Genomic DNA, 13,568 nt, shown 5'->3' with positions numbered 1-13,568 from the left:
TTTTAAAAATATAAGCATTTATATGCCTGGCACACTAAATGATTCTTCGATTTCTCGCTGAAACACCTGTTAGGAGCCGGTTATGCATTCTTTAGAAATTCTTTCGGATTCTACAAGGTTTAGCTTTTAAATCTTTTCTTATAATTTGACTGTACATCATTATCATGCGCTTGAAGGGGGAGGAAAGAGCGGGCAGATCATATGTTTAAAAAAATTCATTTTAAAAATAATGTCAACGTCCTGTCCACTGCTGGCCTGCCGGGAATAATTGCGCTTTGCATTTACGGATACAAAGCGGGGCTGTTCACTTCTTTTGAAACGTTGCGTACGCTTATGGATCAGACCGGTTTTTGGGGACCGCTGGTATTCATCCTGATTCAAATTATTCAGGTGGTATTGCCCATTCTTCCTGGTGGAATCAGTTGCGCATACGGAGTGCTTCTTTTCGGGGCAGCTTACGGTTTCCTCTATAACTATGCCGGCATTGTCATGGGTTCCGTGATTGCGTTCCTTCTGTCCAGACAACTTGGTAAACCGTTTATCCGAAAGATCACACCGGGCAGAATCTATCAGAAATATATTGGCTGGCTGGACAAGAGTGCCTGGTTTGAGAAGCTGTTTGCTTTAGGGATATTCCTGCCTGGAGCACCGGATGATCTTCTGTGCATGCTTGCTGGTGTCAGCGGGATGAAGTTGCATAAATTTATCATCATCCTGATCCTGTGCAAGCCGGGTGCTCTTTTTTTATACAGTACCGGTTTGTCTGGTGCAATAAGCTGGATTACCGGATAGGGGATTTGTGGATGCTGCCGGCCGGTACTGCGCCGAAATCCCGTCATAAGGGGGAAAATAAATGAACGATTCAACATCGATGATCATACAGTTACAGCATTGGATTGAGTGGATTGGCGTGCTGACAAGCTTATATGGAGCGTATTTTATATCTCTTGCTCTGATAGGAGAGGTGAAGAAAAAAACAAAAACAAAAACAATGCCACCTGTCACTCGATTCGCACTGGTGATAGCGGCCCGCAATGAAGCGGATGTAATTGAAAACCTGGTCCTTAGCTTGCAGCAGCAGAATTACCCTGCCGATTTGTATGATATTTTTGTAGCGCCTAACAATTGTACCGATAACACCCGCGAGCTTGCCGTTTCATGCGGTGCACAAATTTTTGACCCGGTTGGAGAAATACGATCCAAAGGAGATGTTCTGTCCCAGTTTGTGAAGAGGTGTTTGAACGAAAAGAAGTACGATGCCATCTGCGTTTTTGATGCCGACAACATCGTGCATTCAGATTTTTTGCAAAAAATGAATAATGCCAAGCTGTCAGGCGCTCACATCGCCCAAGGCTTTAAAGACAGCAAGAATCCCACTGACAGTGATATTGCTTCAAGTTTTTCTATTTATTTTTGGATCATCGACCGTTTTTACAACGCCAGCAGAGAGGCTCTGAAGCTTTCAAGTTTCATAACGGGAACCGGATTCATGGTAACAACCGCTTTTCTTGAAAGAATTGGCGGATGGAACACAAGAACAATTACAGAGGATTATGAGTTCAGCGCGCAATGTGTGCTTGCAGGAGAGAGAGTGCATTATGTGTCCGATGCGATTGTGTACGATGAGCAGCCTCTTACATTTGAGCAATCATGGAAACAGCGCAGACGTTGGAGTACGGGCAATTTTGACAGCTCGAAATATTATCTCAGGGATTTGCTTTCACAGGCTGTTCATAAACGCAGTGCCGCTTGCTTTGATCTGGCAATGACCTATTTGAGTCCTGTTATTTTCATTTTATCTTTAGCTGCATTGTTGGGCCAAGCTGTTCTTATGGGATGTAAATTCTTTATGCCCTCCTTCACGGACCAGCCGCAGTTTCTGTCATTCGGTTTGTTTTTGGGATTAGTGTTATGCAGTATACTGGCTGTTTTTGTGACTTATACAAGTAATAGAAAAACAATCCGGGGACTCTGCAGAGCAATTAGCTTTTTTATGTTATTCTTATTAAGCTGGCTTCCAATTAATGTTGTCAGTCTTCTAAAAAAGCAGCGGAAATGGGAGGCTATTGCGCACACAAGGGCGCTTACCTTGGAGGATTTATAAGTTGGACTGCGATCTTGATGCCCATAAGCGGGTGCCTGTCAATATAATTTGTTAATGTCGGTGGAACAAGACACAGAGTCTCGGTAAAAGTCGCTAAGTTAGCGGCTTTTTTCTTTTAAGGAAACCGCGGATAATATGTTAACGGTACCTGTAAAAAAACCTTTGACAAATACAACAGGTACCGTTATATTAATAATCAACAGGTACCGTAAATAAATTAATCCAATCCATATTAAGGAGGCTTCATTATGAACATGAGTAATGAACTGTACGAAAAACTCGCGAAACTGCAATGGCTGCTGCAGAGACATCACTTGAAAACCCATGCCGCCGTTGGACCTATGGCCGATACGTCACGCGGGCAGGGCAGGATACTGGCGTTTCTCCGGATGAAAGACGGGATCAGCACAAAGGATTTATCCTATATGCTGGACATCCGGGTATCCTCCCTCAATGAATTGCTTGCCAAACTGGAGAAAGCCGGATACATCACCCGCAAGCCTTCAGAAACAGACAAACGAATCATATTGATTTACCTGACGCCAAAAGGACGGGAGGAAGAGGAACACGACATCGGCAGCGGCAGCATATTTTCCAGCCTATCGCCAGAAGAGCAGGTTAGCTTCGGGGAGTACCTGGTCCGCGTCATTACAGCTTTGGAGGAAGAACTTGGAACGGACGTAGGACGTGATGAAATGGCCATTTGGATGGAAGCCGCAAAGGAGCGGATTGGCGCAGAGGAATTTGACAGACTAATGTCAATGCGCGAACAGATGCAAAGAATGTGGGGGAATTCTGGGGATGGACGCTTTAGCGGAAGGTTCCCTGGAGGCGGGGAAGGGCATGGCAGAGGGATGCATGGTTTCGGCTGGCCTTCAAGAGATGGAAGAAATTCGTCGCCGGACAACTCACATGACCCGGACGATAAGCCGGACGATAAGTAAATAGAGCATTTACAACAAGCAGCAGGGGTGCTGCCTTTCCACAAGCCGTTAAGCAGCGCCCTTATTTTATTGCGCCTTTTTAAGTCAATAGTTAGAATTCTAAGTTAATTTGAAAACTAAAAATATATAAATAAAGAAAGTGGTGACCCGCATGGATGCAGAAAACCTCCATTACTTTGAAAAAGCACCTGTCGCAAAAGCCGTAGCTCACTTCGCTGTCCCGATGATGCTAGGCACATCAATGAGTGTCGTATATTCCATCTTGAATGCCCTTTTCCTTGGCACACTGGGCAACACTGCCATGTTAACCGCACTCGCACTGACCTTGCCGTTATTCGCGGTCATTATGGCGCTAGGCAACCTGATTGGCGTCGGCAGCAGTGCATTCATCTCCCGTTTGCTGGGAGAGAAAAAAGTTGATGATGTAAGGCATGTGTCTTCATTCGCCTTTTACAGCAGTCTGGTTCTCGGTCTTATCGCAATGGCCGTTGGCCTCCCGCTCATCGATTCAATCGTTCATGGGCTGGGGGCGACGCCTGACTCCTTTGGATTTACAAAGGACTATGTCACAATGATGCTTATTGGTTCACCATTCGTCGTATTATTCTTCACCCTGGAGAATATCGTGCGCTCGGAGGGTGCAGCAATTACCTCGATGACCGGCATGCTTCTAAGTGTTGTCGTGAATATTATTCTCGATGTGCTAGTCATCTTCGTCTTCCATTGGGACGTGATCGGCGTTGCGTCTGCTACGGTCATTTCTAACCTGGTTGCGAGTGCATTCTACGCCTTTCATATAGGATATAAGAGCAAATTCTTAACGATCTCCATCAAAAGGTTTAAGGCTACCAAGGACATTCTGAGCAATGTATTCAAAATTGGCGTTCCCGTCTTTATTATGAGTATCTTCATGGGGGCAATGTCGCTCATTTTTAACCGTTTCTTGGTCGAGTATGGGGAGCAGGCTGTGGCGGGGTTTGGAATATCGTCACGTTTATTGCAATTCCCCGAGTTAATTCTGATGGGCTTAAGCGAGGGAGTCGTACCGCTCATTGCGTTCTCTTTTACAGCGAATAAATTGCGCATGAAGCATACCATTCAATTCACGATTAAAACAATTGTGGCGTTAGCAGCCGTGTTCGGCGTTATCGTCTATCTGATTTCCGACCACTTAATTGGTTTATTTACGGATGACCCGCAATTAATTGAAATGGGCAGCTACATTCTGCATGTGACGTTCTTATCCCTGTTTATTACAGGAATGACTGCATTGTTTACGGGGATCTTCCAGGCAACAGCACAAGGGACCGCCGCGTTTATTATGTCAGTTATCCAAGGAATTACTCTGATTCCTGTGCTCTTTATCGCCAATCGGTTGAACGGCTTCCACGGGGTAGTCTGGTCGCTCGTCATTTCGGATGCCGTCGCGTTCCTAGTTGGTGCCATTATGCTGTATGTTCTGCGGAACAAATTGCAGCCGGATGTGGATAATTTAGGTAAAATAGAATTAAAAATATAAGAAAGGCAGAAGGAGTGTTGCAATGATTTATTTGAGAAGCTTTAAGCTTTCTGATTATACGGATCGAAATCCCAACATATACCCTGATTATGTCTTTAAGCATTTGGCGGGAGAGGTGTTTTTGTTTGATCGAATTACTGTGTTGTATGGCAATAACGGTAGCGGAAAATCCACATTACTCAATGTGATTTCCAACAAGCTGGGAATTTGGGGGGCTGAAACAGAGTTGAGTGACGGCATAAAATTCTAATCGGCCACATTTGAATAAAATACGGATTTTGTGCATATGTATCAGAAAAACCGCGAAGCACCGCGGTTTTATCGATCCATGTTATTTACAGCATTACGCATCTCTTCATCTGTTAAGTGTGTATATATCATAGTTGTTTGTATAGATGAATGCCCTAACTGATTCTTTAACCTTGGTACATCGTTGTTTTCCAAATGGTATCGCGTTGCAAACGAGTGTCTAAGTGAATGTACTGTTAAAGAAGGTTTCCCAAAGGAAGCGGCATATTTTTCAATCAGCTTTTCAATCGAGCGACCAGTCAAACGCCGGCTTTTTCCTTTACGGCCAACAGGAGCTGCAATGAATAAAAAGCTTTCGTTTTTTTCTGGTAAATATCTTGCTTCTCTGATCTGCAGATAACTTTCTAAATCCATTAAAGCCTGTTTGCTAAAGTAAACGTATTGTTCTTTATCACCTTTACGGATCACTCGGACTAAAGCTTTATTCATATCTAAATCATCCATATTAATGCCCGCAACCTCGGACAATCTAAGCCCTGAACCCAATATCAGCGAAACGATCGCCGTATCACGCTCGCGATTGAAGCGATGAAACGTAAAGATCCGTTTGTTCTCCTTATGCATTTCTCCAAAATCATGGGCCACGAATTGTCTGAACGCTTCAAAATCATCTTCTCTAAGAATTTTTCCTTCAATGCGGTTCGCTATGGTTTCCTGGCTTTCCTTGACGGCATTCAAGTCCATTTTGGCCATTACATTTCGTTGAATATAAGGCTTCAGATCGCTTGTTTCCGCCTTGTTCTGAAGGTAATCAAACAAAGATTTTAGCGAGGACAATTTGCGGTTTATTGTAAGTTTCTTGTTTCCAAGCTGATAATCCAGGAATGACAAGAAGTTTTCCACCTCACGGATAGTTAATAGCTCCAGCGTTTCTAAGTTTATTTCTTTCCGACTCGATGCAGCTTGATTCTCAGCAATAAGCCAATCGAAAAAAATAATGTAATCATGGCAGTAATTAAGAAGTGTCGTTGGAGACAGCTTGCGTTTTTTGCTATCGATAAATTCTGTAACATACCAGGGTAAATCAGACAGCTTTTCATCAATCCGTTGCATGTAGTGCATTTTCATTTGCTTATCCATATGTACGAACCTCCGTGTAACAAATATAGCTTATTATTAATTATTCGTCAAATTATTATTTTACGTAATATTAATACTCCCCGCTGATACAATATCACAAACCCAGTACTGCGGGCTGGACCGGGTACTGGGTTTGTTTTTCACAGAAACTGTATGCGATTTGCAGAGCTTTCGGAGCCGGGGGGTGTTACAATAACTGCTCCCAACTCAATGGAGTACCCTTTTTTAGATCTCTTTTACTTGGCTTTCCTAAAAGTAGATCATAGTATTTTGGGTCCAAGCCAAATCCCGGACGAATCACGCTTAAATTTTTCGTTGTCAGCACTTCGCCGGCCTTTATATCCTTAGAAACATAAATCGACCGCCTGAATTGAAGTGAATTTTCTTCTTCCTTTGTTGGACCGATTGAAACCCCGCCCAATGACTTCCAAGCAGCATCAGTCTCTTTCACGAGTGAAGCAAATTCATCAGGCTCCAGGGAAAAAGCAGAATCAACTCCACCTTCATCTCGGTTAAGTGTAAAATGCTTTTCAATTACTGTACTGCCAAGGGCTACACCCGCAACTGCTGCTCCAATTCCCAAGGTATGGTCTGATAAGCCTACCTGACAATCAAACAAAGCTCTTAAATAAGGAATCGTATTTAGATTCGAGCTTTCGGGTGACGCAGGGTAACTGCTCGTGCATTTCAATAAAATGAGTTCATCGCAGCCTGCATCCGAAATTGTTTTTACTAAATTTTCAATTTCACCAAGTGAAGCCATCCCTGTTGAAACAATCATCGGCTTTCCTTTTGACGCAACCTTTCTTAATAAAGGGATATCATTATTTTCGAAGGAGGCAATTTTGTAGCAAGCAGCATCAAGGGTTTCTAAAAATTCAAGCGATGTTTCATCAAACGGTGTACTAAAAGGAATCATCCCTAATTTCTTGCAGCATTCAAAGATCGTCTGATGCCATTCCCAGGGTGTATACGCCTCATGATAGAGTTCAAATAGAGACTTTCCTTTCCACAGCCCATTTGATTCAATCCTAAAATCTCCATGCTGGATATTAAGTGTCATCGTTTCCGGAGTATATGTTTGAATTTTAAATGCATGCGCTCCGGCTCTTGCCGCCGCCTTGACGATGTCCAGCGCCCGGTCCAGCGACTGATTATGGTTCCCTGACATTTCCGCGATGATAAAGGGCGGCTGGCCCTTACCTATGCGTTTGTTGCCGATGGTGATCTCCTTCATGTGCGTTCCTGACCTCCTCTTTCAGCCGTTCGCTTTGCTGCTCCCAGGGTTCCTTGAATAGACTCATCAGCACCACATCGGCGTAATGGTTATTTTTGCGGATATGCCGGACCAGCCGGCCTTCTTCAATAAATCCCAGTTTGTGGTGATAGGACAGGCTCCGGCTGTTGAAATCCAGTATTTGCGCACATACCTTCCGCATATGTCTAAACATCAAGTCCAGCGCCAGTATCCCCATGATCGTCCCGGACCCCCGCGGACAGGCTTGATCCCCAATATACAAGCCCCATTCACAAGTTTTATTCTTGGGATCGATTTGTGAAAAGTTAACTAAACCAATTGGCTTTTCTTTATAAAAACACAATTTCACCAGTTTGCTCGCATCTTTTTCCATGGACTCAAACCACCGGTAATGATCTTCTAACGGGATGAATTCACCATGATTCATAAAAGGACGTATATGATCTGCATTACGCCATTCCAGTACAAGCATTAATTCTTTTTGACCTGGATTTTCCAGTTTATAGTCGTTAATGTGTGCCATTTTCCCCTCCCATAATCATCTTTATCACGTCATTGAATTTATCCTCTCCCATAAGCTCAAGGGCTTTTTCAGACATCTCTTTCACCAGTAACGGGTTGGCAAGCATTGTGCTTATTCCGTTCCCAATCCTTTTCGCCGTTACTTCAGCACTGACCCCTAAGCAGCAAGCAGCCCCTCTCTCATGCACCAGTTTTGTTATTTCCATTTGGTTATCCGCAGTTATAATTAAAAGTGAAGGCAAGCCCAGATAGCATCGCTCCCAGGTCGCGCTTCCGCCCGCTCCGATGGACAGGTCGGCCTTCCCCATCAACGCGGCCATATAATCAATCTGGCAATGATAAGTTACCCCTGGCATACGTCCGCACATCTGTTGAATACTACCCCTGTCTTGATTCATTTCACCTACAACGACATCCACGAGCATCCCGGAAGTTGGGAAATCGCTCCAATTCTGAAATGCTTGCAAGGTTTTCAAGGTTTCATGGGTCGGATCTGTGCCGCCAAAAAATACAAGAATCCGGTTGATTCTTCCATCACGGTCAGCTAGCTGCTTTTTAGCTAATCGAAATTCTGGACGGAATATGGCATAACGGGTTCCTACTAATTTCACGCAGTTTTTTGGAACTAAATCCTTATAGCGGTCCTCAGCATCCGAACAATTTTGATCTAATACAATGCTGCATCGATGTGGCCGGTTAGCCAAGTCATCAATCACAACAATCTTCTTCACATTCTCTTCTATGAAGGTCTCCCATCTCTGATCGATTCCATAATGGTCAATGATCAAGCAGTCAACAGGCGGAGATTTAATAAGTATCTGTGCTGTTTCCATCGCATCTGTTTGCCAATCCACCTGTAACCAGGATGCATTCGTCCGGTCAGTTTGGAAAGGCAGCAAAAAAACGGGATAGCCTTTATCCGTAATATAATTTATTAAATTCCCGGGTAAATCACGGCAAATGAACGAGACTTTCGCTTTCTCTTTTTCAAGTTCATTGGCAAGTGTCAGACAACGCATGACATGACCAGTACCCATTTCGTAGGAAGAATCTACTCGAAAGATTATATTCATTTTCCAAGTCCCGCTTTTACCATGCGGTCCAGCCACCGTCGACAGAAATATTTTCACCTGTTAAATAACCCGAAGCAGCCGATGCAAGAAAAACCATGATTCCTTTTAAATCTTCAGGTTTACCGATCCTGCCTAAAGGGTTTTTCTCTTCAAGATGTTTAATGAAATTTGTATCCGCTTGAACAGATTGATTTGGAAATGGTCCAGGTGATACGGTATTTGCTCTAATCCCATATTTACCGAAGTGGCAGGCAACATAACGGGTAAATTGATTAATTGCCGCTTTACCTGCTCCGTAATTAGCCGGATTATCCATCCCGCTGCCGCCATAGACCTCAGGGTTTGGAGAGACTAGGCCATACATGGAAGACACATTAATGATGGAACCATTTTTTTGATCCATCATGTAAGGCAGTACAGCTTTAGTACATCTATAAGTTCCATTAATCGTTCCATCCAGGCCTTCTAACCAAACCTCTTCACTCATTGTGACGAAATTTCCTGGCGAACTGAATGCTGCATTATTAATTAAAATATCAATACTCCCGGTAGCCTCAAAAATTTCCTGAAAACATTTTTTGATTGATGCTTCTTTTCTAATATCGATAAATTTCCCGAAGCATTTGGATGTGGTTTCATTGGAAATCCTTTCCGCCAAATCCATACACTTCACTTCATCCGAACTTACAATATAGACATTAGCACCAGCCTCGGCAAGACCTTCTGATATCGCTTTTCCTAAATAACCCGCACCGCCTGTCACTACCGCTGTTTTGCCCTGCAGATTAAAAATCCCGCTAATTGCAGATTCCATTTTATTTCCACCTCCTGGGATCAATAATGTTTATAGGCATATCCATAAATAATTGATGAATCTCTTTAATCGTTTCTTGTCTCAAAGGCGGTAATTCCATCATCGCGAGATTTTCCTTTAGTTGATCGATCGTCTCACACCCAATGATGATTTTGGATACACCTGGAAGCTCCCTTACAAACAAAAAGGAAAGTTCCTTGATGGATATCCCTGTTTCTTTGCTGTATTCTGATAAGCGTTCCAATGGTTTTTTTGCTTGCTTAAGCTTTTCAGGAAGCTTCTCCGGTTCCATTACTAATAATCCTTGAAGATAGATGCTCCGTGCGAATACTTCTATTCCTTTTTCAGATAGTTTTTCAAGCATTCCCTCCCGTATCCATCTTTGGTCAAACAAATTAATGGGCATTTGAATACTATCAAAACAGCCCAAGTTCAAATACATCTCAATATCTTGTGGATCATATACGGAAACACCAATTTTATGGATAATTTGTCTTTGCTTAAGATCACTAAGGATTTTAATGATCTCGCCATTTTGGTAGTTCATATCCAGAGGATCATGCAAAAGACACATCTCTAAAGCAGAAAGCCTTAAATTTTTCAGAGAAGAAATTATTGAAGAATACACAACGTTTTTTCGTTCTTCTTCAGTTTGGAATCCTAATCTCTGTACAGAGGGCAGCTTTGTCACAATAACAGGCCTGCTATTCAAATGTAATTTGTTTAAACAATCCCCAATAATTTTCTCACTTTCACCATATCCCGGTGCTGTGTCAAAATAACCGATACCTGAGGAAACGGCATATTTAATTAGTTCGCAGCTTTTTTGCATGGACGGAATACCTGCCGCATTAGCAATACCATAATTCCCGCCTAATTGTGCCGTCCCCAGCATAAGTCTGGATAACCTTTTCATCCGAAAAACCTCACAAGCTTTCAGGGTTATATAATCTTGTGGCTTGATTCAACTCGTTAATTAGTGATATATCATCCAGCCATTTCACTTTGATTCCCTTATTAATTTCAATCAACTCCGGATGATTCAACAAAAAGGACTTTAATTCTTCAAAATAAAGCGGCCTTTTTCCAACATCTAAATCTTTATATATTTTCTCAAATAATTCTAAATCCTTAGGTTCATCCAGCGTTAGTCTCCAATCCGGGAAAACCCATTTATTCGGAATAACGATAGAATCCACATTGAAAAGTGTTGGATTATTGAAAAAATAAAAAGACAGATATTCTGTATAAATGAGGTTTTCTGAATGCTGCAACAATTGCAATAGTCTTCTAAGCGCTTCAACTGTAATTACATCGCCAACAGTACCCATTGTAGATTCCTTTGCATAGGTAAAATCGGCTCCGCTTTTTAAATGATGATCTATTAAAAAGGCAAGAATTTCCGGTGAAACAAAAGGATCGTCGCCTGTGACACGAACAACAATATCTGCATTTGTTTCTTCAGCAGCTCTAAGCATTCTTTTGGCAACATTTATTGGATCTCCAGTTACTATCTTCACCTTATTATCCAAAGTGAAGGCCGTGAGCGGTTGATCCTCAGGAAGGTCAGAGGTTGCCAGGATTACTTGATGACAATTAGGGACTGCCAAACAATTGATTAGACATCTTTCAATTGAAGGAACACCATTTATAGGAAGCAAAGCCTTTTGCCGAAGCCTTGTTGATTTCAATCTGCAAATAACTGCAATGCAAACCTTGGGTTTCTTGACCATTTCGCGGGTGATTGGGGTATCAGCGGGAATAACTGATTTTGCGATAAGCGGGAATAGTTCTGAGGCCTTTTGTGCCATAAATGCATCCGGTACGGAAGAGCGTTTATATATTATTTTTTCATCTGTAATTATCTCTCCCGGGTTAATACCTTTTCTGGAAACTATTTTTAAAGAAGAATCCTCAAGATACTTTCGTTCTGATTCTTTTATTTCCAGGCTGCCAAATACAACCTCTGCTCTGCGCAGCTTTTCAACCATTACTCTAAATTCGTGCGGTTCTAGTGCTGAATAGTAATCAGTCCCTTTACTCGAACGATGAATTGTAATATGCTTCTCAATAATTCCTGCCCCCAATAAATAGGCGTAGACAGGCAGGTCTACAGCCATTTCATTGTCGGCATCTTCGTGATCGGCAAATCCAACCTCCAATTGATATCTTTGTTTTAAGTAAGCGAGACGTCTTAGATTTGAATCTTCTGTTCGCGTAGGGTATCCTTGAAAACCATGGATTAAAATGATTGGACCCCTAAAGTTATTTTTAATATAGGCTAGCTGTTTATCAATTTCTTCCTCAAACCAACCGCCCACGCCAATTAATATTGGTTTTTCAAACTTTTTTAAAGCTTGAATTAATGTATTGGACTGTAATACTGTTGTTGGTACTTTTAAACCGTCAACGAAATTTTCAAATTCAGCTAATACCCCAACCCCCCATTCATCGTAAATGTCCACCCACACCTCTAAGCCCAAGCCTTTCGCAAGTTTTAAAGAATCGGCCCATATTTTCTTGTCGATAGACAAATCAATATAATCTTGATAGTAAATAAAGTCCGGTGCAGCTATACTGTCGTATCTGAACCATTGAAATTTCACAGCATCTGCACCACTATCTGCGGCGGCAATAATCAATTCTGCGAGCCGGGCGGGGTCACCCAAATGCGCATTAGCAATCTCAGCAATGACCTTCACTTTTGCCACCTTGAGCACTCCCTTCTTTATTTATTGGAATAATGGCTTATCACCTTCTTCACAGCATCAACAACATCCATCACATCGCGATGATCCATCCCCGCAAATAAAGGGAGTGTGATAAATTCTTCATAACAGCTTTCAGCGACCGGACAAATTCCCTTTTGAAAGCCTAAGCTTTCGTAATACGGGTGAAGATAGACCGGGATATAGTGGACATTTACACCGATATTTTCTTTTTGCAGGGCTTGAAAGATCTCTTTCCTGCCGGCAGTAAGCTTTGAGAGCTGAAGTCTTAAAACATATAGATGCCAACTCGAATCAACATGTGAAAGCTGATGCGGGAGAATAATTTCTTCTATCGGGCCCAGTTCCTTTGTATAGAATTCAGCCAGTTGCTTGCGCTTTTCGATAAAACCGTCAATTTTTTTTAACTGTGATATGCCCAGTGATACTTGAATATCTGTTATCCGGTAGTTAAACCCGAGGAATTGCATTTCATAATACCAGGGTCCGTCGTTTTTCCTTAATAGACCCTGATTCCTTGTGATTCCATGTGTCCGGAATTGCAGCAATTTCTCATAAAATTTTTCATTATTTGTAGTAATCATTCCACCTTCACCCGTTGTTATATGTTTCACTGGATGAAAGCTAAACATCGTCATATCACCAATTGAACCAATACTTCTATTCTTATATTTTGCACCAAGCGCATGTGCAGCATCTTCAATCACAACCAGTTTTTTTTCCCGGGCGATTTTTATGATTTCATCAAGCTCAGCCGGCTGGCCTGTAAAATGAACCGGAATAATTGCTTTTGTTTTTTCTGTTATGTTCTGTTTTATTAATGTTGGGTCCAGGTTATACGTTAGCGGATCGATATCGACGAATACGGGTTGTCCTCCCTGGTATAAGACACAGTTGGCTGAGGCGGCAAAGGTCATTGGTGTTGTAATAACCTCATCCCCCTCGCCAATTCCGGCAGCAAAGCAGGCACCATGTAATGCTGCTGTTCCGCTTGAAAAGGCCACAGCATACTTCGCTCCTGTGAACCTTGCAATATCAGCTTCAAATTGTTCAATGGCAGGACCAGTCGTTATGAAATCACTTTGCAGCACCTTGATAACCGATTTGATATCCTCCTCATCAATTACTTGTCTTCCATAAGGCAAATAGCGACCACGTACGGGAGCTCCACCATGGATTGCCAGTTTATCTTCGCTCATGATTTGAAACACTCCCT

General features: G+C 42.3%; 13 protein-coding genes. 5 read left to right on the top strand and 8 right to left on the bottom strand.

Annotated elements, in window-relative coordinates:
• The first annotated feature begins 201 nt into the window (after nucleotides 1–201).
• The 5 genes from HYD27_RS04270 (at nucleotide 202) to HYD27_RS04250 (ending at nucleotide 4,817) form a co-directional block, all read left to right on the top strand.
• A complete protein-coding gene (locus HYD27_RS04270; protein ID WP_219211835.1) occupies nucleotides 202–792 on the top strand; it encodes a TVP38/TMEM64 family protein in 591 nt (196 codons plus the stop codon).
• Nucleotides 793–853: 61 nt separating this feature from the next.
• Nucleotides 854–2,104, top strand: a complete 1,251-nt coding sequence (locus HYD27_RS04265) for a glycosyltransferase family 2 protein (protein ID WP_219211833.1) — start codon at nucleotides 854–856, stop codon at nucleotides 2,102–2,104.
• 248 nt (nucleotides 2,105–2,352) lie between these two features.
• Nucleotides 2,353–3,048: a MarR family winged helix-turn-helix transcriptional regulator gene (locus HYD27_RS04260; RefSeq protein WP_219211831.1), complete on the top strand. Its 696-nt coding sequence runs from the start codon at nucleotides 2,353–2,355 to the stop codon at nucleotides 3,046–3,048.
• Between the two features lie 151 nt (nucleotides 3,049–3,199).
• Nucleotides 3,200–4,567 (top strand): MATE family efflux transporter, encoded by a 1,368-nt coding sequence (locus HYD27_RS04255; RefSeq protein WP_219211830.1) that lies wholly within the window; start codon nucleotides 3,200–3,202, stop codon nucleotides 4,565–4,567.
• A gap of 22 nt (nucleotides 4,568–4,589) precedes the next feature.
• Complete coding sequence (locus HYD27_RS04250; RefSeq protein WP_228744967.1) at nucleotides 4,590–4,817, top strand: AAA family ATPase; 228 nt, start codon at nucleotides 4,590–4,592, stop codon at nucleotides 4,815–4,817.
• A gap of 68 nt (nucleotides 4,818–4,885) precedes the next feature.
• Here HYD27_RS04250 and xerS read toward each other — a convergent pair whose 3' ends face one another.
• The 8 genes from xerS to pseC all read right to left on the bottom strand — a co-directional run bounded on the left by xerS (nucleotide 4,886) and on the right by pseC (nucleotide 13,551).
• Nucleotides 4,886–5,956: a tyrosine recombinase XerS gene (gene xerS / locus HYD27_RS04245; RefSeq protein ID WP_219211828.1), complete on the bottom strand. Its 1,071-nt coding sequence runs from the start codon at nucleotides 5,954–5,956 to the stop codon at nucleotides 4,886–4,888.
• Between the two features lie 187 nt (nucleotides 5,957–6,143).
• Nucleotides 6,144–7,193 carry a pseudaminic acid synthase gene (pseI, locus tag HYD27_RS04240; RefSeq protein ID WP_219211827.1) on the bottom strand — a complete coding sequence of 350 codons (1,050 nt, stop codon included), beginning with the start codon at nucleotides 7,191–7,193 and terminating at the stop codon, nucleotides 6,144–6,146.
• Entirely contained in the window at nucleotides 7,156–7,737 is a 582-nt protein-coding gene (gene pseH / locus HYD27_RS04235; protein ID WP_219211825.1) for a UDP-4-amino-4,6-dideoxy-N-acetyl-beta-L-altrosamine N-acetyltransferase, read from the bottom strand. The genes pseI and pseH overlap by 38 nt, the downstream gene beginning before the upstream one ends.
• A complete protein-coding gene (gene pseG / locus HYD27_RS04230; RefSeq protein ID WP_219211824.1) occupies nucleotides 7,724–8,809 on the bottom strand; it encodes a UDP-2,4-diacetamido-2,4,6-trideoxy-beta-L-altropyranose hydrolase in 1,086 nt (361 codons plus the stop codon). Before pseG ends, pseH begins: the two co-directional genes overlap by 14 nt.
• A gap of 16 nt (nucleotides 8,810–8,825) precedes the next feature.
• Nucleotides 8,826–9,623 carry an SDR family NAD(P)-dependent oxidoreductase gene (locus tag HYD27_RS04225; RefSeq protein WP_219211821.1) on the bottom strand — a complete coding sequence of 266 codons (798 nt, stop codon included), beginning with the start codon at nucleotides 9,621–9,623 and terminating at the stop codon, nucleotides 8,826–8,828.
• A gap of 1 nt (nucleotide 9,624) precedes the next feature.
• Entirely contained in the window at nucleotides 9,625–10,539 is a 915-nt protein-coding gene (locus HYD27_RS04220; protein ID WP_219211819.1) for an aldo/keto reductase, read from the bottom strand.
• A gap of 10 nt (nucleotides 10,540–10,549) precedes the next feature.
• Entirely contained in the window at nucleotides 10,550–12,334 is a 1,785-nt protein-coding gene (locus tag HYD27_RS04215) for an N-acetylneuraminate synthase family protein (RefSeq protein ID WP_219211817.1), read from the bottom strand.
• A 17-nt stretch (nucleotides 12,335–12,351) separates the two neighbouring features.
• Nucleotides 12,352–13,551 carry a UDP-4-amino-4,6-dideoxy-N-acetyl-beta-L-altrosamine transaminase gene (pseC, locus tag HYD27_RS04210; protein ID WP_219211816.1) on the bottom strand — a complete coding sequence of 400 codons (1,200 nt, stop codon included), beginning with the start codon at nucleotides 13,549–13,551 and terminating at the stop codon, nucleotides 12,352–12,354.
• Nucleotides 13,552–13,568: the final 17 nt, after the last annotated feature.

It is taken from the genome of Paenibacillus sp. S150, assembly GCF_019352175.1.
In the GTDB taxonomy this organism is placed as follows: Bacteria; Bacillota; Bacilli; order Paenibacillales; family Paenibacillaceae; genus Paenibacillus_AQ.
The sequence above is the reverse complement of the archived record's forward strand: the minus strand, read 5'-3'. Positions and strand labels throughout refer to the sequence as shown.